The sequence below is a fragment of the Butyrivibrio proteoclasticus P6B7 genome (genome assembly GCF_000622085.1).
GTDB classification, from domain to species: domain Bacteria; phylum Bacillota; class Clostridia; order Lachnospirales; family Lachnospiraceae; genus Butyrivibrio; species Butyrivibrio proteoclasticus_A.
In genome coordinates this window covers 1-22,775 of record NZ_JHWL01000013.1, presented here as the reverse complement: position 1 = coordinate 22,775, position 22,775 = coordinate 1, and the positions used below count along the sequence as shown (strand labels likewise).

Genomic DNA, 22,775 nt, shown 5'->3' with positions numbered 1-22,775 from the left:
GTGCGTGTGTCTACGGCTTTCTTTATGAGGGGGAGATCGTTGGCGTTCTGCCAACTATCTTGTAAATATATGTTATCAAAAAAATGTGAAGAAATTGTGAAAAAAGTATAAAATTACTTTTAGCTAACAAAAATTAAACTTACTCATATTGTTAATCGAGATGGACTTAAATTAGTCTGCAATATAGCGTAGTACCTAAAGGAGGAAGTTATGAAACTGATTAAATTATTAGAGGGCTTTGAGTACAGAATTACCAAGGGAAATTCGGAAACTGAACTTGATCCAGCCACAATTGACATAACAGAAGTGGTAAATGACAACCGTAAAATCGGAGAGGGATCTCTTTTTATCTGTATCAAGGGAGCTAACTTCGATGGCCATTCCTGTGCTAAGGAAGCAGCAGAGAAGAAAGCTGCAGCCATTGTTGTTGAGCATGATGTAGAGCTTGATGAGGATGCAGACATCGCTGTTATCAGAGTTAAGGATACCAGATATGCTATGGCATTTATCTCAGCTGCGTACTTTGATCACCCAGCCAGCAAGCTTAAGACAATCGGAATCACTGGTACAAAGGGTAAGACCACAACTACTTACCTCATTAAGAGCATGCTTGAGAATGCAGGCCACAAGGTAGGTCTTATCGGAACTATCGAAGTTATCATTGGGGATGAGCATATTCATGCTGAGAATACAACTCCAGAGTCCTTCACACTTCAGCAGTACATGGCTAAGATGGTGGAAGCTGGTTGCGATAGCGTTGTTATGGAGGTTTCTTCCCAGGGACTTATGCTTCACAGAAGCCAGGGCTTTGTTTATGACCTTGGTATCTTCACAAATATTGAGCCAGATCACATCGGACCTAATGAGCACAAGGATTTCGAAGACTATATGCACTGCAAGGGCCTTTTATTCAAGCAGTGTAAGGTTGGTATTTGCAACGGCGATGATATCCACACAGAGGATATTCTTGAGGGCCATACCTGTAAGGTTGAGACTTACGGCTTTAACGAGGGCAATGACATAAGAGCCATCAACCTTGCTTACATCAGAAAGCCAGGCGAGCTTGGCGTATTCTTCGATACAGACGGACTTATCAACATGCACGCTGAGATCAGAACACCAGGTAAGTTCAGCGTATACAACGCACTTTGCGCAATTGCTGTAGCTAGAGAGTTTGGCTGCACTCCAGAAGAGATCGCACCAGCTCTTAAGGAAGCTAAGGTTAAGGGCAGAATCGAGATGGTTAAGGTATCTGACGAGTTCACTCTTATGATCGACTATGCTCATAATGCTATGGCTCTTAAGAATCTTCTTTCAACCCTTAGAGATTATCGTCCAAACAGACTTATCTGCGTATTTGGCTGTGGCGGAAACAGAAGTAAGCTCCGCAGATTTGAGATGGGTGAAGTAAGTGGTAAGTACGCTGACTTTACTATCATTACATCTGATAACCCACGTTTCGAGGAGCCAGAGGATATCATCAAGGATATCGAGACTGGAATTAAAAAGACAGACGGTAAGTATGTTAAGATTACAGACAGAAGAGAAGCTATTGCCTACGCTATCGATCATGGCGAGAATGGCGATATCATCGTTCTTGCCGGCAAGGGACATGAGGATTATCAGGAGATCAAGGGTGTTAAGTACCCTATGGATGAGAGAGTCCTTATTAAAGAAATCTTAGAAGAAAGAGCTGGCAAGTAATTAGGAAAAGATAGGAGAGGCCTGTGACTACATGTGAATATGCCAACATCATAATTGATATATCCCATGAAAAAGTCGACAGGCCTTTTCAGTACCGTATTCCAGAAGCCCTTAAGGACAAGATCCACGTAGGAAGCTGTGTGGAGATTCCTTTTGGAAAGGGCAATACCCTTCGTAAGGGCTATGTTATGGAGCTTACAGACGAGGCCCAGTGGGAAGTTGACAAGATCAAGTTCATCAATGGGATTTCTGAGGAGACCGTATCTGCAAGAGAGATTTCCTTAGAGCTTGCGGCCTGGATGAAGGATCACTACGGCTCCACCATGAGTGCTGCTCTTAAGACAGTACTTCCCGCTGCCAAGAAGCAAAAGCAGCAGGTTCACAAATTTGTATCCCTTAACATTCCAGTAAGAGAGGCTACAGAAGAGTATTACGAGTGTGTTCGTAAGAAACAGAAAGCAAGGGAGAGGATTCTTAAAGAGCTTTTGGACAATCCAGAGGACAAAGTTCCCTACGAGCTTATTACAAGTAAGCTTAACGTTACAGCTGCCACCCTTAAGAGCCTCCACGATAAGGGTATCATCAAGATAACCCAGGAAGAGTATTATCGTAAGCCTGAGGCCTTTGAAAGCTCAAGATATGGAGCCAAGGTCCTTAGCGAAGAACAGCAGAACATAGTTGATACAATACGAAAAGATTATGATGAGGGCATTAGAGATACTTATCTTATCCACGGAATCACAGGAAGTGGTAAGACGGAGGTCTACATTGCTCTCATTGATGATGTTATAAAAAGGGGCAAGCAGGCGATAGTTCTTATTCCTGAGATTGCCCTTACCTATCAGACTCTGATGCGCTTTTATAGGCACTTCGGAGACAGGGTATCTGTGGTTAACTCCTCCATGTCACCGGGAGAGAAGTTCGACCAGATGGAAAGAGCAAGAACTGGCGACATCGATATCATTATCGGGCCAAGATCAGCTCTTTTTACACCATTTCCCAACACCGGAATCATAATAATCGACGAAGAGCATGAGTCCACCTACAAGAGCGAGACTATGCCTAAATATCATTCAAGAGAGACCGCAATTGAGCTGGCTAAGCTACTTCCAGATGGAGCAGCAGTGGTCCTTGGCTCAGCTACGCCTTCGCTGGAGTCCTACTATAGGGCATCGACTGGGGAGTATCATCTTTTTGAGCTTAACAGGCGCCTAACTGGAGGAACGCTTCCTTCTGTGGATATTGCGGACCTTAGGCAGGAGCTTAGAGAGGGCAACAGGTCCATCTTTTCAAGACGGTTAAAAGAGCTAATGGATGACCGCCTTTCAAAGGGCGAGCAGACAATGCTGTTCATAAACAGGCGAGGCTATGCGGGATTCGTGTCCTGCAGAGCCTGCGGACATGTGTTTAAGTGCCCTCACTGCGATGTTTCACTTTCTGAGCACAGGGGTGGAAGGCTGGTGTGCCACTACTGCGGCTATGAAGAGCCAGCCACCAAGATCTGTCCCGAGTGCGGATCTAAGTATGTTTCTGGATTCAGGGCTGGAACTCAGCAGATTGAGGATGAGGTTAAAAAGATCTGGCCCGCAGCCAGAGTCCTTAGAATGGATGCAGACACCACCAGGGCTAAGGGAAGCTATGATAAGATTCTGTCCGCATTTGCCAATAAGGAAGCGGATGTTCTTGTGGGAACCCAGATGATCGTTAAGGGACATGACTTCCCGGATGTAACGCTTGTGGGTATTCTGGCGGCAGATATGTCTCTTTATGCCAGTGATTACAGGGCCAGTGAGCGTACCTTCCAGCTTCTTACCCAGGCTGCAGGAAGAGCAGGCCGAGGAGAGAAGCCGGGTAACGTGGTGATCCAGACCTATCAGCCAGAGCACTACAGTGTTGTCACAGCTGCAAGGCAGGATTTTAAGGCTTTTTACGAAGAAGAGATTGCCTATAGAGATCTCCTTCGCTATCCGCCAATATCTCACATGATGTCAGTTCAGATAGCAAGTAGAGACGAGGAAGAGGGCATGGCCTTCGCCAACAGACTTAGAGCCCTCATGGAAAGGTGCCGCATCCCTAACGCAGTCTTCATAGGTCCGGCCCTTGCCGCCATAGGCAAGATCAACGACGTGTACCGAATGGCCATCTACGTCAAACTTGACGACTACAACGGCCTCATCCAGCTCAAGAACCAGGTGGAGCGCTACGTCAAGGACTTAGAAGCCCAGGGACACCTTCGCACCATCAACGTCCAATTCGACTTCGACCCTGTAAACGGGTATTAATGAGTTTTTACCACTTCATGGTTTTTGGGATGCTTCCAGCGGACTGCCACCGGCAGGTTCCATTTTGCGCCGGTTCGAGTGCTGTGGTTTAAGGCTTTCCAAAAGGTGTTTCTAAATCCTGCGAATTAAAACTCGACCAGGCTCTAAGATTTTTAAAGGCAGGGTGTTTTGATACTGGCGAGTATAGGCAACAAAAGTGCCATTTTCTAATGCTCCCAGGGCAGGCTTTCCCCGCGCATGCGAACGATTGCCTGAAGCAGGGCGAAAAGATTATATTACATGGCAAGCCCGCAGATGCGGGCATTGTGGCAAAAGAAAAATGCGATTTTCCAAGCTCTTTGAGTTTGAAAAATCGCATTTATTTTTTGCCCATGGAGCAAAGCTCCAATTGCCATGTATTATAATCCGCCCTGCAAGTCATTATCGTGCAGCATGCGCATTGAAAGAAAGCCTGCGGGAGCATCTGAGAAAATGAGCACCTTTTTTGTAATGAGCCAGATCAAAATCACCTGCCGTAAAAATCTAAGAGCCCGGCCTCAGACAGTTAATTCGCGGGCAGGATTTTTGAAACACTTTTGGGAAGCTCTTAAACTCTCAGCACTCTCTTACGGCGCAAAATGGAACCTGCCGGTGGCAGTCCGCTGGAAGCAGCTTCTAAGTCTACGAAGTGGTGAAAACTCACCTTTCCTATATTAGCGGAGGGTGCGGAGGTACTCCTTGTGGTCGTCGCTGACGCGGTAGCTTTCGATGGCTTTCTGGATGGCTTTCTTGTGGACCCATTCGTCCAGGGCGTGTCTTTCGATGTACTTGACGGATTCGTCGTAGCGCTTTGCAAGGGCTGTTGCAAAGTACCAGGCAACCATCATCTTAAGGTAGTAGTCATCGCCCTTCTTGGAGGCTACCAGCTCGAGGTATTCTTCCTTGAAATCATTTTCAAGGTATTCGTTCATCAGAATGCGGATGCCGAAACGGGCTGTGTAGACGTGATCAGAAGCAATCCAGTTCTTTATGTAGGGTAGAAGCTTGTCATGGTTCTTTTTAAAGGACTTAGGCGTAGCCTGATCTGATACAGGCCAGCAGTCTACGTAGGGAAGAAAGGCTTCCACAGCTGCGACACATTCATCGAAATCTTTGATCAGAGCTATTATAAAAAAGTGAACCAGGTTCTCTTCGTAGTACTTATGAGGTAGCTCTTTTAGGAAATCGCCCGCCTGGCCGCTTGCAAAGACTTCCTTGGCCACCTGCCTCATCTGGGGCGTTCTGACACCTATGATGGTATCTGGATCTATGTTGGGCACAAGCTTTGCCTGAAACTCTTTGTAGGCATCGTCCTTTACTTCAAGTAATCTCTCGTAAACAGTCATGATAAGCCTCCTTTGTTGTTTGATTAGTGATAATTAATTATACACTATACTATTGTGTCATTTTGCTTTGATTATGCCATTAACTTTTCAGAATCCATAAGTGTTGGTATTGGGGCGTATTAATGGTATAATCTTTGTGCTTAATGAGAGTTGATTAGAGATAAGGAGCGTAACGATGGCAATTAGAACTATCAGAGAATATGGTGATGATGTCCTTGCTAAACCATGTAAGGATGTTAAGGAGATAACTCCTAAGATAAAAGAGCTTGTGGATGACATGCTTGAGACAATGTATGAGGCTAACGGTGTTGGTCTTGCTGCACCTCAGGTGGGAATCCTTAAGAGAATCGTAGTAATAGACGTAACTGGCGAGGATCCAATCGTCATGATCAATCCAGAGATCCTTGAGACAGACGGCGAGCAGACTGGTTATGAGGGATGTCTTTCTCTTCCAGGCAAGTCAGGTGTTGTAACAAGACCTAATTACGTTAAGGCCAAGGCTACAGACATCGACGGAACAGAGTACATCATTGAAGGCGAGGAGCTTCTTGCCCGCGCTATCTGCCACGAGCTTGACCACCTTGACGGTCACATGTACGTTGAGAAGGTTGAGGGCGACCTTGTGGACAATGAAGAGCTCATGAACCAGGAAGACGAAGAAGAGTAAGCTGTAGAATAAATAAGAGTATTTGGCACGCAGTTTTATGCAAATAAGATTGTGTGCCTGTTTTATAGTATGACAAAGGAGGAGTAGACATGCCATTTATTTCAACTAAGACCAATGTATCAGTAGATAAGGAAAAAGAGATTCAGATAAAGGAAAAGCTGGGACAGGCCATAGCTCTTTTACCAGGTAAGAGCGAGAACTGGCTTATGCTCTCTATTGAGGGAGATGTGCCAATGTACTTTAGGGGAGATGACTCAGAGCCTGTTGCCTTTGTTGATGTTAAGGTGTACGGCGGCGCATCCTCAGATGCCTACGGCAAGATGACAAAAGAACTTACAGCTATCCTTGGGGATATCCTGGGAATTGCACCAGACCACGTCTACGTGTGCTACATGGCCACCAGTGACTGGGGCTGGAATGGCAACAACTTTTGACGTGCTGAAACCAGCATGGATACAGGGAAGTAGTAATCAAATAATAATTATAGGAGTCAGATAGAAGATGAAAATCGTATTTATGGGAACTCCAGACTTTGCAAGAAGTGCACTGGAGAAGATTATAGAGGCTGGACACGAGGTTGTACTTGTGGTTACACAGCCAGATAAACCAAAGGGAAGAAGCGGACAGCTCCAGGTGTCAGACGTTAAGGCCTGCGCCCTTGAGCACAACCTTCCAGTATTTCAGCCAGAGAGGATTAAGCTCCCTGAGAACGTGGCTGAACTTAAAAAGTATGATGCAGACATCTATGTTGTAGCAGCTTTCGGACAGATCCTTTCACAGGAAATCCTTGATATTCCTAAGTTTGGCTGTGTCAATATCCATGCATCCCTCCTTCCTAAATATAGAGGAGCAGCCCCAATTCAGCAGGCAATCCTTGATGGAGAAAAGGAAACCGGCGTAACCATCATGCAGATGGCAGCTGGCATGGACACTGGAGACATTCTTATCCAAAGAACTATTCCAATCAGCGAGGAAGAGACAGGCGGTGGCCTTTTTGATAAGCTTTCAATTCTTGGTGGAGAGCTCATTGTAGAAGCCCTTCCTCTTATCGAACAGGGTAAGCTCACTCCAGTTCCTCAGGACGAAGCCCTTGCCACAAAATGCGGCAAACTCTCCAAGGACATGGGCAGCATGGACTTTAACAAATCCGCAGTAGAACTATCCAACCTTGTCCGCGGCCTTAACCCTTGGCCTTCAGCCTTCACACACCTTTCCGGCAAATTATTGAAAGTCTGGAAAGCCAAAGTAGTTGAAGCAAACAATGAAGACCTTAGCGTGGAGGAACTGAATAACTATCCTGCTGGAACAATAGTAAAGGTTTCTAAAGACGCATTCGTTGTTAAGACCGGCGATGGCCTCCTTTCCATCACCGAAGTTCAACTCGAAGGCAAAAAGCGCATGTCCGTAAAAGACTTCCTCTTAGGCTACAAACTAGAGGTTGGCACGACATTTTAATAATCCAAAAAACTAATTGGAGGTACATAAAATGAGTTATAATTTATATAGAGCGGCTTACGGATATGGCTTTGATCCATATTACATTTTGATTCTGATTGCCGGCGTACTGTGCATGATCGCCAGCTACAGAGTTAACTCCGTATATAGCAAGTATGCCAGAGTCCGCAGCATGTGCGGCATGACAGGCGCTATGGTGGCCGATGAAATTCTAAGGAGAAACGGCATTACCGACGTTACCATCAATCACGTTTCTGGTAACCTCACCGATCATTTCGATCCAAGAAATAAGACTGTAAACCTTTCAGATGCAACCTACAATTCCACCAGCGTTGCGGCTATTGCAGTAGCAGCCCACGAATGTGGCCACGTATGTCAGCATGCGCAAGGATACTTCCCTATTCAGATCAGATCCTCTCTGGCTCCAGCAGCCAGCATTGGTTCTAAGATGGGAATCCCGATTATTTTCCTTGGATTCATCCTTAGCTTCCAGCCACTTGTAAGAGTCGGAATCATTGTCTTTTCACTGGCAGTGTTCTTCCAGCTTGTGACCTTGCCTGTTGAGTTCAACGCTTCTCACAGAGCACTGGTTATGCTTAATGAATACGGAATCCTGGCAGAGGAAGAAGTGTCAGATGGAAGAAAAGTCCTTACAGCCGCAGCTATGACCTACGTTGCCAGCGCAGCAACAGCTGTTCTTCAGCTTCTTAGATTCATAGCACTAAATAACAGACGCAGGGATGATTAAAACATGAATGTAAGAGAAATCATATTAAGTGTCCTTATGGAATACGATAAGAGTGACTGCAGAAAGCCATCTCTTTTAAAGGACACCCTTGATAAATACGACTATCTCGAGACAAGAGATAAGGCCTTTATCAAAAGAGTTGTGGATGGCTGCCTTGAAAGGAACATCCAGATCGATTACATTATCAATTCTTTTTCCAAAACTGAGACAGGCAAGATGCAGCCCCTTATCAGAAGCCTTATGAGAATGGGAACCTATCAGATCATGTTCATGGACCAGGTTCCGGACTCAGCGGCCTGCAACGAGGCTGTAAAGCTTGCAGTTAAGCATAAATTCTCAGGCCTTAAGGGCTTTGTTAACGGAGTCCTTCGCAATATTTCAAGAAATAAAGACAAGATAGAGTACCCGGACAAGGAAAGCGACAGCAGCAGATACCTTTCTGTGTGCTACTCAGTTCCTGAGTGGCTTTGCCAGAAGTGGGAAGAGGAGTACGGCTTTGAGAGAACTGAAGATATGCTTAAGTTCTTTTTACAGCCAAGACCAACTACCATCAGGGTTAACCTTTCCAAGGCTCAGAATGACAGCGACATTGCAGACAGGGTAAAAGAGCTAAAGGAATCCCTTGAAAAGGCTGGCGCCACCGCCAATATCAATAAGTACATCCCATATGCTATAGAGCTTGAAAAGACTGACAACATCAGATTCCTTCCGGGCTTTAGCGAGGGAGAATTCATAGCTCAGGACGTCAGCTCAATGCTGGTGACCCACATAGCTGACCCTAAGAGAGGCCAGAACATCATTGATGTCTGCGCAGCACCGGGAGGCAAGTCCACCCATGCAGCAGAGCGAGTTGGTGAAGAGGGCAAGGTCTTTTCCCGTGACCTTTCTGATAAGAAGTGCGATCTTATTAAGGAAAATGCAGAAAGACTTGGCTTATCCAACATAACCACTAAGGTCCATGACGCCAAGATTAACGACAGCTCCATGAGGGAGAATGCAGATATTCTCTATCTGGACGTGCCTTGCTCAGGCCTTGGCATTATCGGACGTAAGAACGATATCAAATTAAACGTATCAAGACAGTCCATGGAGGAGCTTACAGCCCTTCAGTGGGAAATCGTGAAGGCTTCCTGGGACTATGTTAAAAAGGGCGGAATCATGATCTATTCCACCTGTACAGTTAACAGGGCAGAGAACCAGGACATGGTTAATAAGATATGTGAGGAACTGCCTTTTGAACTGGTGGACATTGATGACAAGCTTCCAGAGGGCATGAAGAGCACCGGCAAGGGATTCATCCAGATTCTTCCTGGACAGTACGACACTGACGGATTCTTTATTGCAAAACTTAAGAGAATCGGTTAATATCTTTTGGCACATGTTTTGTGATTGGAGATAGCTCTTTTGACAAAACACGAAAGATCCCATGGTTAGATATTCAGATTAGAGGAAATACTTTGGAAACAGGATATATTAAGGGGCTAAGCGGAAAGGTTGATATCAAATCCCTTACCCTTGAAGAATTAAAACAGCTTATCGAGGATTTGGGCGAGAAGGCTTTTAGAGCCAAGCAGCTCTACGAGTGGATGCATGTTAAAAGAGCCAGAAGCTACGATGACATGACCAACATCCCCAAGTCCCTTAAGGAAAAGCTTTCAGAAAACTGTGATTATGTGTCACTTAAGTCAGTAATGGTGCAGGAGTCACAGATTGACGATACTAAGAAATTTCTTTTTGCCTTATCAGATGGCAACGTCATTGAAAGCGTATTTATGAAGTACAAATTCGGCGTCAGCGTCTGCATTTCATCACAGGTGGGCTGCAGAATGGGCTGTAAGTTCTGTGCTTCAACTCTGGACGGCGTTGAGAGGAACCTTCTTCCTTCCGAGATGCTGGATCAGATCTATTCAATTTCTGAGATAACAGGAGAAAAGGTGTCACGTGTGGTTGTTATGGGCAGTGGGGAACCCCTTGATAACTATGACAATCTCCTTAGATTCATAAAGCTTTTGACAGATGAGAACGGCATGAACCTTGGCCAGAGGAACCTTACAGTTTCTACCTGCGGAATCGTGCCCAATATCCTTAGGCTGGCGGAGGAGAACCTCTCCATCAATTTAGCTCTTTCTCTCCATGCATCTAATAATGATAAGAGAAAAGAACTAATGCCTATCGCCAACAAGTACGAACTGTCGGAAGTTCTTGATGCCTGCAGGACTTATTTTGAGAAAACCGGAAGACAGCTCACCTTTGAATACTCACTGGTGGGAGATGTGAATGACACAGATGAGGATGCCAGAGAACTGGCGCAGCTTTTGAAGGGGATCAACGCTGTAGTTAACCTTATTCCTGTCAATCCGATCAAGGAGCGCTCCTACAAGCCTACTGACCGTACAAAGGCTTTGGCGTTCAAAAATAAACTTGAAAAAAGTCGAATAAATGTTACTATTAGAAGAGAAATGGGCAGGGATATAGATGGAGCCTGCGGACAACTTAGAAGGCGCCATTTGGAGGAAAAATAGACTCCTGCTTATTTTTACGTGAAAGAAAGTTTGCTTGGGAGGCAACTGCTTTGCTTAAGACCTTTTCCGTGACCGATATCGGTAAGAAAAGAAAACTAAATCAGGATTACGTTTTTTCATCAGAAACAAGGATAGGTAATCTATCTAACGTATTTATTGTGGCAGATGGTATGGGCGGACATAACGCTGGGGACTATGCGTCAAGATTCACAGTAGATACCATGGTAGAAGAAATTGAGAAATCTTTTGAACAGAGCCCTGTTAAGATTTTGGGAAAGGCAATCAAGACAGCTAATACCAAGCTTAGAGAGAAAGCGTCTGAGGACCCGGCTTTATTTGGCATGGGTACAACAGTTGTAGCATGCACTGTACTTGGGAAATATCTGCAGGTTGCTAATGTCGGAGATTCAAGGCTCTATGTCATCACAGACGACACCATCACGCAGATTACGAGAGATCATTCCCTTGTTGAAGAGATGGTTAGAATGGGCGGTATCGATAGAGAGACTGCCAGAACCCATCTGGATAAAAATATAATTACCAGGGCAATCGGTGCCACTGAAACAGTAGACATCGACTTTTTTAATGTGGAATTAAATCGTGGGGACATAGTTCTCATGTGTTCTGACGGACTTACCAACATGCTTGAGGATGAACAGATAAGACAGATTGTAAGTGGTCAGAGAGATATAGTTCAAAAAGCCAAAGAGCTTGTAGTAGCGGCTAATGACAATGGGGGTAAGGATAACATTGCTGTTATTCTGATCGAACCGCTGCTTGATGAACCAGCACATGACGGAGGACCGAATGATTAAGATAGGAATGGTTATCGGAGACCGCTATGAGGTGCTAGAAAAGATAGGCACTGGCGGAATGTCCGATGTATATAAAGCAAAAGATCATAAACTGAATCGCCTTGTGGCCGTGAAGGTGCTTAAGCAGGAATTTTCAGAGAACGAGAATTTCGTCTCTAAATTCCGTGTGGAGGCCCAGTCTACTGCAGGTCTCATGCATCCTAACATCGTTAATGTATACGACGTAGGAGATGAGGATGGCGTCAACTACATTGTTATGGAGCTGGTTGATGGTATCACTCTTAAGAAGTACATTGAGAAGAAATCAAGGCTTTCTGTTAAAGAGGCTGTTAGCATAGCAATTCAGGTTGCTATGGGTCTTGAGGCAGCTCATAACAACAATATCATCCACAGAGATATTAAGCCTCAGAATATTATGATCTCTAAGGAGGGTAAGGTTAAGGTTACTGACTTTGGTATCGCCAAGGCAGCCACCAGTAATACCATTACTTCCAACGTTATGGGATCCGTTCATTACACATCACCAGAGCAGGCAAGAGGTGGCTACAGTGATGCCAAGAGTGATATCTATTCCCTTGGTATAACACTTTTTGAAATGCTTACAGGAAGAGTGCCATTTAATGGCGACACTACAGTGGCTATTGCTATTAAGCATATCCAGGAAGAGCTTCCAAGCCCTGTAGATTTTAATGATGATATACCTATCAGTGTTGAGAAAATCGTACTTAAGTGCTGTCAGAAGAGCCCAGATCGCAGATATCAGAACGCCGCAGAGCTTATTTCAGACCTTAAGAGATCACTTATTACACCGGATAAGGATTTCGTATCCCTTGTAGATCCAGATGAAGAGGGAGCTACAAGAGTATCAGACAGCGATGATTACAGATCATCTTATAAGAATGAAGATGACAGACTCTCAGATACAGAGAGAATGCGACTTAATAGAGATGTCCTTAGAGAGTACGAGGAAGAGGACAGATATAAGAGAGACAGAAAGAGACCATCTCCAAAGCGTGATTACGACTACGAAGATGATCAGGACTATTACGAATACGAAAGAGAAAGACGCAGAAAGCCAGATAATCGTCAGCAGGCTACCAGCAGTGTAGAGAAGATGACAATTGCAATGGCCATCATTACTGCGGCACTTATTGGATTTATAGTTCTTCTCCTTGTGGGCAGAAGCATAGGTCTTTTTGGAGCAGCTGATGCAGGAAGTGAGGCATCAAGCGCAGCTTCTTCAGGAGCTTCTGTGGCAGAGGAGACAGCAGAGGGAATCCTTGTTCCCGATGTTACAGGTAAGACAGTAGCTGAAGCCATTTCAATCCTTCAGGATGAGAAGCATTTCAAGGTTGAGAAGGTTGCAGATACAGCTAATACAGCTGCTAAGGACACCGTAGTATCTACTAATCCGGCAGCTGGCACAAGACTTAAGAGCGGTGAGACAATTACTATCGCTGTTAGCGATGGAAGTAATTACTCCGCACAGGCAGCAACTACAGCAGTTTCAACAGCTAAGGCTGAGGGACAGGTTACAGTTCCTAACGTGATCGGTATGACCTCTGAGGATGCCACAATCACACTGGTTGAGGCAGGACTTACACCTGGAACAGTAGTTGAGACCAGCAACGAAGATTCTAATCTTACAGGCCTTATCTGTGCTCAGAGCATTGCCTTTGGAACATCTGTATCAGAAGGCACAGTTATTAACATGGAGCTTTCTACAGGACCTGCAAGCGTTACATATAGCTATACATCAGACATAGCAGCTCCAACTGAGGGCGAGAACTACACATATGGACTTTCTGTTCATGTGACACTGGTTACTTCAGATGGAACAACACTGCTTAATACCACTACAACGGATTTTCCAATTCAGGTTAATTCAAAGGGTATTACATCACCAACTGGAACAATAACATTTGTATATACAGCAACATCTCCTAGTACCACCAATCCAGAAACTGGAGAGACTACTGGTGGCGAGACCAAGGAATATACAGTAACAAGAGCAGTAACCTTTACTCAGGAGAACTAATCCTCTATGAAAGGTAAGATTCTTAAGGGAATTGCCGGCTTTTACTACGTAGAGACTTCCGGAGAGAAAATCTATGAATGTAAGGCAAAGGGCATATTCCGCAAATCTAATTTAAAACCGCTGGTGGGTGATGACTGTCAGATAGACATCATCGACGAAGAAAAAGGTCTGGGCAATATCACGGAGATCTTACCCAGAAAGAATCAGCTACTTAGACCGCCTGTTGCCAACGTGGACCAGGCGGTTATTTTGTTTGCCATCGTTAAGCCTAATCCCAGCTACAATCTTTTGGACAGGTTCCTCATTATGATGAGGCAGCAGAATCTCCCTGTCATTATCTGCTTTAACAAAAAGGATATAGCAACTAAGGAAGAGCAGCAGGAACTTTACGATGCCTATGAGAAATGTGGCTACAAGGTCCTCTTTATAAGCGTTAAGGAAGACGATGGTCTTTCTGAGTTAAAAGAGCTACTTAGGGGTAAGACCACAACTCTGGCAGGCCCTTCAGGTGTAGGTAAGTCATCACTTCTTAACAGCCTTGTTCCAGATGCCAGAATGCAGACAGGAGAGCTTAGCCGTAAGATCGAGAGAGGTAAGAATACCACAAGACATTCAGAGGTATTCTATGTTAAGGACCTTTCTGACGGGGAGGATGTTAATACCTTCATCATTGATACTCCGGGCTTCACATCCCTTAACCTTAATGATGTGACCACAGATACGCTGATGCAGTATTATCCTGAATTTGAAAAGTATGAGCCAGAGTGCCGCTTTGGAGGCTGTGCCCACATTGCAGAGCCAGACTGCGGAGTTAAGAATGCCTTAGAGCGCGGCGAGATCGCTCAGGTTCGCTACGATAACTACAAGGTTCTGTATCAGGAGCTTAAGAATGCAAGACCTGACTATAGTAAGAAGGCCAGAAGATAAAGGATTATTATGAAGATATGGATCACAAGGCATGGTCAGACCGTGCTTAACCAGACTAAGAAAATGCAGGGAAGAATCGATATTCCCCTTAATGAAAACGGCATCGCCCAGGCAAGGAAAGTTAGATCAATCATCGGCGATATCAAGTTTGACGCTGTATATGCCAGTTCTTTGGACAGAGCCATAGAGACAGCATCAATTGTGGGAAACGTTTCAAGAGACCAGATCATAATCGATGACAGGATCATTGAAGCTGATTTTGGCAAATACGACGAGGTCCCCTATTCCCAGATGGGACCAGCCATGTCTCTTTACTGGGCTCTTCCAGAGGTGTTTAGAGCTCCCAAGACCGTAGAGACCACAAAGAGCATGATAGAAAGAAGCCACTCATTTCTTAAGGAGCTTGAGCAGAAGGACTACGACAACGTTCTTGTTGTGTGCCACGGCGGAATAATCCGATGCCTTAAGGGATATCTTGAGGATAAGAGAAGGGGCTATATCTGGCGTCCCAAGCCTAAGAACTGTGAAGTAAGAGTCTACGAATCGGTTAACGGTAAACACTCCTTTGTGGAGAGCATAATGGCACAGTAATTTGGTGTAAAAAGAGCTATGAACCCCAGTAAATAAGCCCACACTTTAATGGTACATAGCGTAAAAGTTTTTGTGGAAAGATTTACATAAATATGTTAGAATCTATTCTTGTCTGCAGTGTGATTAATTTGCATCAACTGCAGACAAATTTTGTGTAATAGATAAGATAGACAATTCCGGGGGTACGGCAATGTCTATAGTAATGCAGAGGTAGGTAATGAAAGAAAGAGAAAGTTTAGGAAGTCGTTTGGGGTTTATTCTTTTATCAGCAGGTTGCGCCATTGGTATTGGTAATGTTTGGCGCTTTCCATACATGGTAGGTCAGAATGGTGGTGGCCTTTTTGTTTTATTCTATGTATTTTGCCTGATAGCTCTTGGAGTTCCGATCATGACAATGGAATACGCCATTGGTAGAGCCAGCAGAAAGAGTATTCTTTCAGCTTATAAGACTCTTGAGCCAAAGGGCAGCAAATGGCATATTATGGGATATTTTGCCATAGCAGGTAACTACGTACTTTTGATGTTCTACTCAATAGTATCAGGCTGGATCCTTAGATATTTCGTTCTTATGGTTAAGGGTGTATTTGTAGGTGCAGATGCGCAGGCGGTTAGTGATATATTTGCTGAGATGATGGGAAGTCCATGGATCCTTATTAAGTACATGGTCATCACGATGATCATCACAGTGGTTGTATGCTCCCTTGGTCTTGAGAACGGCGTTGAGAAGATCACCAAGGTTATGATGATCGCACTTCTTATCATCATGGTGATTCTTGGTATCAGATCCCTTACACTTGATGGCGCAAGAGAGGGCGTAGAGTTCTACCTTAAGCCTAACGTTCAGAATATCAAGAGTGTGGGCCTTGGCAAGGTATTGTTTGGAGCCCTTAACCAGAGCTTCTTTACCTTAAGTCTTGGTATTGGTAGTATGGAGATCTTCGGAAGCTATATTAAGAAGGAGAGAAGCCTTGCAGGAGAGGCCCTTCTTGTGGCAGGCCTTGATACCTTTGTTGCTATCGTTGCTGGTCTTATCACTATTCCAGCATGCTTTTCCTTTGGTGTAGCACCAGATAGTGGCCCAAGCCTTATTTTCCTTACACTGCCTAACGTGTTTATTGCACTTAAGGGCGGAAGAATATGGGGAAGCCTGTTCTTCTTATTCATGTATTTTGCAGCTCTTTCTACAATGATTGGAGTATTCGAGAATGACGTAAGCTTCTCAATCGATCTCTTTGGACGTAAGAGAAAGCACGCAGCATTGTTTTCAGGAATCATTATTACCCTGGGCTCAATCCCATGTGCCCTTGGATTTAACGTTTGGAGATCATTCCAGCCACTTAAGGCAGGTAACTGCGTAATGGACCTTGAGGACTTCTTTGTTAGTAACCTTCTTCTTCCAATCGGATCACTGGTTTGCTGTCTTTTCTGTACAACCAGATACGGCTGGGGCTTTGATAAGTATATTGAAGAGGTTAACAGCGGCGTTGGACTTAAGATCAGCAAGAACCTGTCCTGGTACTTTAAATATGTTTTACCTGTTATAATTGCCTTCCTTGTAGTGTATGGGCTGATAACATATTTTGCATAAAAATACATTTGAATGAATACAGTGTAATTTTAATAATATAGGCGTAAAAACCATGCGCTTATATTATTTTTTTATAAAGTTTTCTTAAAGTGTGATTATTTATAAACGGAATAATGTATCATTATATGTGAAGCCACAGTATTTTTATGTATTTTTATGAAGCCCTTGAACCGGCCTTTCAGAGGTAACTATGTGGAATTTTACTTATGTAATACCAAGTTTTATGACATTATTAGTACTTCTGGCATATTATTGCGCTCTTCCCCGTATCCCCATAAGGATGAACAGAACCTTTATTAAGATACTTGTGATGGAGACAATAGTAATGTTCTCTGATATTGTGTCCAGTGGCATGGATTCTGCATATACTGAATATCCCTTAGTTCTTGTGAATATAGCTAATATTGTATACTTTGTCTCCTTTTACAGTAGAGGCTATCTTTTTTATAGCTTTACAGCCACCATGGTAAAAGTATTTGATAACAATAATGCATGGATCAAACAGCTTACCAAGATTCCGCTATATATCAGCTGTCTCATGGCCTTTACTTCCGGCTATACCAGATGGATCTTCTATATTGGAGAGGATGGATACCACAACGGGCCATTCTACAACATTCTTTATTTCTGCTTTTATTATTATATCTTTGTCTCACTGACTATATTTGTTCTCAGGTTTAAAAGACTTAGAAATAACAGGGAAAGACTTAGTATACTTTCATATAACATAATCCTTTTGGCAGGAATCATAGTCAGGATGATGTTTCCCAGATACCTTCTTATGGATACATTTTGCCTTCTGGCTATTATTATCATCTATTTATCCTTTGAAAACCCTGATTTCTACCTTGATGACAGAAACGGGATCTTTAATGGCAACGCCTTAAGGGAGTATCTCGATGAAAACAAAGGTCTGGATAACTATACTCTTATGGCCTTTGCCCTTCGCAATTACAAAGAGATCAGAGAAGTCTACGGCATAAATCAGATGAACCACGGATGTGATATGATTGCCAGATTTCTTATAGGCAATTTTGACAAGTATCTGTGCTTCAATTACAGAAGCGGCAGATTCTTCATTATTGGCGACAGGAAAATGGATTATGACATGATCTATGAAAAGCTTGAAGATCGTTTTAGCAGATCCTGGGTGGATGACAGCGCAGAGCTTTATTTAAGTGCAGCCTATGTGGTGACAGAACCTGAGGTCAGTAGCATTGACTCTGACACCATCATAAACGGAGTCATTGAAACACTGGATAAAGCATCCTCTGTGGAGAGCAGTGATATCTTTTACGTTACAAGAAACCTGCTCAGTGAAAGGAAGAAGGAGATAGAGGTTAAAAGAAATCTTGAGTATGCCATTGAGCACGACCAGGTGGAGGTCTTCCTTCAGCCCATTATTTCCAGCAGCACCGGTAAGATTGTTGGCGCTGAGGCTCTGGCCAGATTACGCAACAAAAACGGAAAGCTGATACCTCCCGATGAATTCATAAAGGTGGCGGAAAGTAACGGAAGAATCAATGACCTGGGTAAGCAGGTATTTGCCAAGACCTGTAAGTTTATCAAGGAACATGACCTTGCCGGCAACGGGATTTCCTGGGTCAATGTCAATCTTTCTCCTATACAGTTCATGAATCCCAACCTTGCAGAATGCTATTCTGAGGTGGTAAAAGAGCTAAATATTGATCCGGCACAGATTCATATTGAGATCACAGAGGCCGCCATGGTGGATGATGTTCAGTTAAAGGAACAGATTGAACGCATGAGTGAACATGGCTTTAAATTCGTATTGGACGACTATGGCAGTGGCTACTCCAATCTTGCCATGCTAAAGAAGTGCCCGTTTATCTGCATCAAGCTTGATATGAGCCTTGTCTGGGATTACTGCAAGGCTCCGGATGAAATTCTGCCAACCATGATCCAGGCTTTTAAACACATGAACTTTGAGGTTACCTCTGAAGGCATCGAGGACGAGAACATGGCTAAACTCATGGAGGATATAGGCTGTGAATATCTTCAGGGATTTTATTATTCAGAACCAGTGTCCATGTCTGTATTTGCTTCACGGTACCTGGAAAACATAGTATAATAGGGGATAAAGATATTATTAGTTTTGGGGGTTAATATGAAACAGCAGATAGAATCTCTTTTTACACCTTGGAAGATTGGGGACCTGGAGATCAAGAACAGGATTGTAATGACTTCCATGGGAGGAACAGATCTTTTTGGCTGGATGGAAAAGAACCATTTCGATAAGGCAGGAGCTGAGTTTATCCTGGAGGTTGCCAGGAATAACGCAGGTCTTGTGCTACCTGGTTGCCAGCCTGTCTATAATCCAATGTTTGGCCAGTGGCTACATACCAACAAGAAAATGTATAAGGAATTAGCTGAGTGGATGCCTGAGTTTCATAAGACTGGGGCTAAGCTTTTTGTGCAGCTTACTGCGGGCTTTGGTAGATCTTTTACCGTCAGTGAGATGATGGAAAAGCTTTATAACAACAAGGCGCTGAGAGTCCTTAGTAAGCCAGTAATGGACCTTGATAAGATCACAGCATCAGCCAGCCCATCACCTAACAGATGGTCTGACAAGCTCCCATCAAGAGAGATGACCAAGGAGGAGATTCAGGAGTTCATCACTTCCTTTGGTAAGAGCGCTAAGCTCCTTAAGGATGCCGGAGTTGACGGCGTTGAGGTTCATGCGGTACACGAGGGATACCTCCTTGACCAGTTCACTCTTTTATATGTGAATAAAAGAACTGACGAATACGGCGGAAGCCTTGAAAACAGATATAGATTCGCTGCTGAAATCGTAAAAGAGATAAAGAAGACCTGCGGAAAGGATTTCCCTGTATCCTTGAGATACAGCGTTATTTCCAAGACCAAGGGCTTTAGACAGGGAGCGCTTCCTGGGGAGGAATATACTGAGGCAGGAAGAGACTTTGAGGAGTCCAAGATCGCAGCTAAGTTCCTTCAGGATGCTGGCTACGACATGCTCAACTGTGACAACGGAACCTATGATGCCTGGTACTGGGCTCATCCACCAATCTATATGCCTGAGAACTGTAACCTCTCTGATGTGGCTAATCTTAGGAAATATGTGGATATCCCTGTGGTCTGCGCAGGCAGAATGGACCCTTGTGTGGCAGCAGATGCCATTAAGAAGGGCGAAATAGATGGAGCTGGCTTTGCAAGACAGTTCCTGGCTGATCCAGAGTGGATAACCAAGCTTATTGAGGACAGAGAAGAGGATATCAGACCTTGTATCCTTTGCCATAATGGATGCTTTAACATGTGCCACTACAAGGGTGTTCCTAATGATCAGGACCTTTCTGATTCACTGCACCTGGCAAGATGCGCCGTTAACGCAGAGACCATGCAGAGAGATAAGCACTTCCTTAAGCCTACCAAGAGACCTAAGAAGGTTATCATCATCGGTGGTGGTATAGGCGGAATGGAGGCTGCAAGAGTACTTAAGCTTCGCGGCCACGAGCCTGTTATCTATGAGAAAGAGGGAGAACTTGGCGGAACCTTTATTGCAGCCAGTGCTGAGTCCTACAAGGGTAAGCTCCGTGACCTTCTTGCCTGGTACAAGAGACAAATGAAGGAGCTTGGCGTGGAGGTTCACCTTAACACCGAGGTTACTGACTTTAAGAAACTTAATCACAAGGACATCATTGTGGCTACAGGCGCTAAGCCTCGTATCCTCAAGGGAGTTCCTGGACATGAGAAGATGATAGAAGCCTGCGAATTCCTTCGCGGCAAGGAAGTTGGCAAGAAGGTGGTAGTTGTAGGCGGCGGTCTTACAGGCTGTGAGATTGCTTACGAGCTGGCACTTATGGGTAAGGAGCCTGTTATCGTAGAGATGAAGGATGATCTTATTTCCCAGAAGGGTGTGTGCCTTGCCAACAGCTCATATTTACGTGAGTGGTTCGAGCTTCACAAGGTGCCTGTATACCTTAGTACTTCACTTCTGGAGATTAAGGATGGCAGCATCATCTGTAAGGATGCAGAGGGAAAAGAGCTATCAATTGACTGCGATAGCGTTATCAGCTCCGCTGGATACATTCCTAATCCTGTCATCAGCAACAATGACCGCACCAGCAACGTAGACTACGTTGGCGACTGCCAGAAGGTTGGTAACCTCCGCAGCGTCATCTGGAGAGCCTACGAAGTTGCCATGAGAATTTAATTAATCTGGACGCCCGGCCCCGGGGATTTCCCTTGGGAAATACTTGTTTTCGTATGCGGCGTGATTTTCATAAACTCAAAAATCAGCAAATGCCTCATTTCGACGTTGCTCAGAGCAATCGGCATTTGCTGATTTTTTCATTAATAGAGAGTGCATTTTGGGGAGGATTAGGATACAATTGATTTTATTTAAGAAGAGACATGAGGAAAAATGATGAAGAAATATGTTGCATTGGTTTTATCAGGGGGACATCATGAAAAAGCGACATATGATTTTTGCTTTTATTCTATTATTGGTTCTGATAGTTGGAGTGAGTTACTATAACTATGACAAGAATAAATATGTATCATATGAGAAAAACAACAGTTTTTTTCCCGATGAGGGAGAATATACATATACTGTAACCAAGTTCTTTTTTGAAGATATATCTGAATTAACTGTGAAGGTTGACCTTCTGGAGGCATATGATCATGGGTCTGTATATCAGATTTCTATACAGTATGATGATATTCCGCAGAGGTACTACTACACAGCGGATAGATATGAAATAGGATTGTTCTATGTGGCTGATGATACAATTTATTTGATGACATATCATGATGAAATTCCTTCAGAAGATACATTTCTTTCAGATGGTATGATCGTATATTCTTCTTCGGGAGAAGAACAAAATCCTGCAGACTATGGTATGAGGATTGAGTACGATGATAATTCATATGAATGCAGGTTTTGGAATCCATTAGTTGAAAGTGGGTACTATTGTGACATGGTATGGACCAAGGGGAAAGGATTAACATACTTTCGATCAGGATTTGGAGCAGAAGGAGATCCGATCGAGATAGAACTAAAAAGCAAATAGCACTACGAGGAAAGTAAAGATATTGTTATAATCTGTATTTTGAAAAAACAAGGGCGTCTTGGACAGTTAGTTCAAGGCGCCTAATTTTGTTGAATGGGAAATAACTATTAAATAAAAAACACTTCTCTATGGATGTGACTTTCTACTCTCGTAAAAACAATAAGCAAATTGATTCATTATACGAAGAATTATAACAATCAAAACGACTTAAAATACATTATAATACGAAAAAATATTTACAAAAATATTGCAACATTATGGTGCTGTCATCTGTTTAAAAAGTGTAGGAGATAATAGTTAATAGATGGTTATGACCGAAAAGCCGCATGGATAATGAGCTTGGAAGGAAAGAAACAAAATAGTGAACTCGATTGAATGATATTACGATTTGTTAATAATATCTAAAAAAGAAGGCTGACGTTTATGCAAAACATAGAAAAGTAAGGGAATGAATATAATTGTGTTTATCTTTTAATTAATATATGCATAATATTAAAACAGAGTTGGGAAGGGAAAATCTCTATTAAAAATCTCATAATTACAAGAATATATTGATAATATTGGGCACTTTCGAAAGGAATGGGTCTTGTGAAATGTTACGCATTTCTTAAGAATTTTGCGTGATACAGACCATTGGTCTTTATCATAGATAAAAATCGGCTGAAATAAATCTGCCGAAAAAAGTATAAAAACGGAGGAAAACAAAATGGCACAAAAGGGTATGAATGTCAGCGAAGTTGAGGGATACCTTTCAACACTTTCAGCTGGCGCAACTGATCTTGATCAGCTTACAACAGACGTTAAGAATCTTCAGGGACCACTCCAGGATTGCTGGGAAGGCGAAGAGGCTGAGGCATGCGTTAACTTCATCGCTGATATCTCATCAAAGATGTCTCAGATGTCTGAGGAAGTTATGAAGATCCACAAGTGGGTAGACCAGGTTAAGACAAGCTACGTTGACGCAGCTAACTCTGGTAAGAACGCTTATACAGTTTAATCAATAATTATTCGTAAAGGAGAATA

At 43.5% G+C, this 22,775-nt stretch carries 18 protein-coding genes; 17 read left to right on the top strand and 1 reads right to left on the bottom strand.

Annotated features, from left to right (window positions below; translation table 11 throughout):
• Nucleotides 1–210: 210 nt before the first annotated feature.
• Complete coding sequence (locus tag T541_RS0110505; protein ID WP_026652703.1) at nucleotides 211–1,704, top strand: UDP-N-acetylmuramoyl-L-alanyl-D-glutamate--2,6-diaminopimelate ligase; 1,494 nt, start codon at nucleotides 211–213, stop codon at nucleotides 1,702–1,704.
• A gap of 23 nt (nucleotides 1,705–1,727) precedes the next feature.
• Nucleotides 1,728–3,986 (top strand): replication restart helicase PriA, encoded by a 2,259-nt coding sequence (priA, locus tag T541_RS0110500; protein WP_026652702.1) that lies wholly within the window; start codon nucleotides 1,728–1,730, stop codon nucleotides 3,984–3,986.
• Nucleotides 3,987–4,678: 692 nt separating this feature from the next.
• Here the strand turns inward: priA and T541_RS0110490 are convergent.
• Entirely contained in the window at nucleotides 4,679–5,350 is a 672-nt protein-coding gene (locus T541_RS0110490) for a DNA alkylation repair protein (RefSeq protein WP_026652700.1), read from the bottom strand.
• Nucleotides 5,351–5,525: 175 nt separating this feature from the next.
• On the opposite strand from T541_RS0110490, the gene def reads away from it, so the two are divergent.
• From def to T541_RS0110415, 15 genes are all read left to right on the top strand, one after another.
• Nucleotides 5,526–6,017, top strand: coding sequence for a peptide deformylase (gene def, locus T541_RS0110485; protein ID WP_026652699.1), 492 nt, complete (start codon nucleotides 5,526–5,528; stop codon nucleotides 6,015–6,017).
• A gap of 89 nt (nucleotides 6,018–6,106) precedes the next feature.
• Entirely contained in the window at nucleotides 6,107–6,451 is a 345-nt protein-coding gene (locus tag T541_RS0110480) for a phenylpyruvate tautomerase MIF-related protein (protein WP_026652698.1), read from the top strand.
• A 67-nt stretch (nucleotides 6,452–6,518) separates the two neighbouring features.
• Nucleotides 6,519–7,472 (top strand): methionyl-tRNA formyltransferase, encoded by a 954-nt coding sequence (gene fmt / locus T541_RS0110475; RefSeq protein WP_026652697.1) that lies wholly within the window; start codon nucleotides 6,519–6,521, stop codon nucleotides 7,470–7,472.
• A 31-nt stretch (nucleotides 7,473–7,503) separates the two neighbouring features.
• Nucleotides 7,504–8,220 carry a zinc metallopeptidase gene (locus T541_RS0110470; protein WP_026652696.1) on the top strand — a complete coding sequence of 239 codons (717 nt, stop codon included), beginning with the start codon at nucleotides 7,504–7,506 and terminating at the stop codon, nucleotides 8,218–8,220.
• 3 nt (nucleotides 8,221–8,223) lie between these two features.
• Complete coding sequence (gene rsmB, locus T541_RS0110465; protein ID WP_026652695.1) at nucleotides 8,224–9,585, top strand: 16S rRNA (cytosine(967)-C(5))-methyltransferase RsmB; 1,362 nt, start codon at nucleotides 8,224–8,226, stop codon at nucleotides 9,583–9,585.
• Between the two features lie 92 nt (nucleotides 9,586–9,677).
• Complete coding sequence (gene rlmN / locus T541_RS0110460; RefSeq protein WP_242840772.1) at nucleotides 9,678–10,742, top strand: 23S rRNA (adenine(2503)-C(2))-methyltransferase RlmN; 1,065 nt, start codon at nucleotides 9,678–9,680, stop codon at nucleotides 10,740–10,742.
• A 50-nt stretch (nucleotides 10,743–10,792) separates the two neighbouring features.
• On the top strand, nucleotides 10,793–11,557 hold the full coding sequence (locus tag T541_RS0110455) for a Stp1/IreP family PP2C-type Ser/Thr phosphatase (RefSeq protein WP_026652693.1): 765 nt from the start codon (nucleotides 10,793–10,795) through the stop codon (nucleotides 11,555–11,557).
• The gene (gene pknB / locus T541_RS0110450; protein WP_026652692.1) at nucleotides 11,550–13,595 is read left to right on the top strand and encodes a Stk1 family PASTA domain-containing Ser/Thr kinase; all 2,046 of its coding nucleotides are present in this window, start codon (nucleotides 11,550–11,552) and stop codon (nucleotides 13,593–13,595) included. The genes T541_RS0110455 and pknB overlap by 8 nt, the downstream gene beginning before the upstream one ends.
• A gap of 6 nt (nucleotides 13,596–13,601) precedes the next feature.
• Entirely contained in the window at nucleotides 13,602–14,522 is a 921-nt protein-coding gene (gene rsgA / locus T541_RS0110445) for a ribosome small subunit-dependent GTPase A (protein ID WP_026652691.1), read from the top strand.
• A gap of 9 nt (nucleotides 14,523–14,531) precedes the next feature.
• Nucleotides 14,532–15,113: a histidine phosphatase family protein gene (locus T541_RS0110440; RefSeq protein ID WP_026652690.1), complete on the top strand. Its 582-nt coding sequence runs from the start codon at nucleotides 14,532–14,534 to the stop codon at nucleotides 15,111–15,113.
• Nucleotides 15,114–15,330: 217 nt separating this feature from the next.
• Entirely contained in the window at nucleotides 15,331–16,701 is a 1,371-nt protein-coding gene (locus tag T541_RS0110435; protein ID WP_026652689.1) for a sodium-dependent transporter, read from the top strand.
• A gap of 190 nt (nucleotides 16,702–16,891) precedes the next feature.
• Nucleotides 16,892–18,793 (top strand): EAL domain-containing protein, encoded by a 1,902-nt coding sequence (locus tag T541_RS0110430; RefSeq protein ID WP_081779936.1) that lies wholly within the window; start codon nucleotides 16,892–16,894, stop codon nucleotides 18,791–18,793.
• 36 nt (nucleotides 18,794–18,829) lie between these two features.
• Nucleotides 18,830–20,893 (top strand): FAD-dependent oxidoreductase, encoded by a 2,064-nt coding sequence (locus T541_RS0110425; RefSeq protein WP_026652687.1) that lies wholly within the window; start codon nucleotides 18,830–18,832, stop codon nucleotides 20,891–20,893.
• Between the two features lie 253 nt (nucleotides 20,894–21,146).
• Entirely contained in the window at nucleotides 21,147–21,752 is a 606-nt protein-coding gene (locus T541_RS0110420) for a hypothetical protein (RefSeq protein WP_026652686.1), read from the top strand.
• 706 nt (nucleotides 21,753–22,458) lie between these two features.
• Entirely contained in the window at nucleotides 22,459–22,749 is a 291-nt protein-coding gene (locus T541_RS0110415; RefSeq protein WP_026651044.1) for a WXG100 family type VII secretion target, read from the top strand.
• The last annotated feature ends 26 nt before the right edge of the window (nucleotides 22,750–22,775 follow it).

Excerpts from the sequence above, each read along its gene's own strand:
- def (WP_026652699.1), top strand. The coding sequence starts at position 5,526 with ATGGCAATTAGAACTATCAGAGAATATGGTGATGATGTCCTTGCTAAA.
- T541_RS0110430 (WP_081779936.1), top strand. The coding sequence starts at position 16,892 with ATGTGGAATTTTACTTATGTAATACCAAGTTTTATGACATTATTAGTA.
- T541_RS0110470 (WP_026652696.1), top strand. The coding sequence starts at position 7,504 with ATGAGTTATAATTTATATAGAGCGGCTTACGGATATGGCTTTGATCCA.
- rsmB (WP_026652695.1), top strand. The coding sequence starts at position 8,224 with ATGAATGTAAGAGAAATCATATTAAGTGTCCTTATGGAATACGATAAG.
- T541_RS0110480 (WP_026652698.1), top strand. The coding sequence starts at position 6,107 with ATGCCATTTATTTCAACTAAGACCAATGTATCAGTAGATAAGGAAAAA.
- T541_RS0110425 (WP_026652687.1), top strand. The coding sequence starts at position 18,830 with ATGAAACAGCAGATAGAATCTCTTTTTACACCTTGGAAGATTGGGGAC.
- T541_RS0110440 (WP_026652690.1), top strand. The coding sequence starts at position 14,532 with ATGAAGATATGGATCACAAGGCATGGTCAGACCGTGCTTAACCAGACT.
- fmt (WP_026652697.1), top strand. The coding sequence starts at position 6,519 with ATGAAAATCGTATTTATGGGAACTCCAGACTTTGCAAGAAGTGCACTG.
- T541_RS0110415 (WP_026651044.1), top strand. The coding sequence starts at position 22,459 with ATGGCACAAAAGGGTATGAATGTCAGCGAAGTTGAGGGATACCTTTCA.
- T541_RS0110505 (WP_026652703.1), top strand. The coding sequence starts at position 211 with ATGAAACTGATTAAATTATTAGAGGGCTTTGAGTACAGAATTACCAAG.
- T541_RS0110420 (WP_026652686.1), top strand. The coding sequence starts at position 21,147 with ATGAAAAAGCGACATATGATTTTTGCTTTTATTCTATTATTGGTTCTG.
- T541_RS0110435 (WP_026652689.1), top strand. The coding sequence starts at position 15,331 with ATGAAAGAAAGAGAAAGTTTAGGAAGTCGTTTGGGGTTTATTCTTTTA.
- pknB (WP_026652692.1), top strand. The coding sequence starts at position 11,550 with ATGATTAAGATAGGAATGGTTATCGGAGACCGCTATGAGGTGCTAGAA.
- T541_RS0110490 (WP_026652700.1), bottom strand. The coding sequence starts at position 5,350 with ATGACTGTTTACGAGAGATTACTTGAAGTAAAGGACGATGCCTACAAA.
- rsgA (WP_026652691.1), top strand. The coding sequence starts at position 13,602 with ATGAAAGGTAAGATTCTTAAGGGAATTGCCGGCTTTTACTACGTAGAG.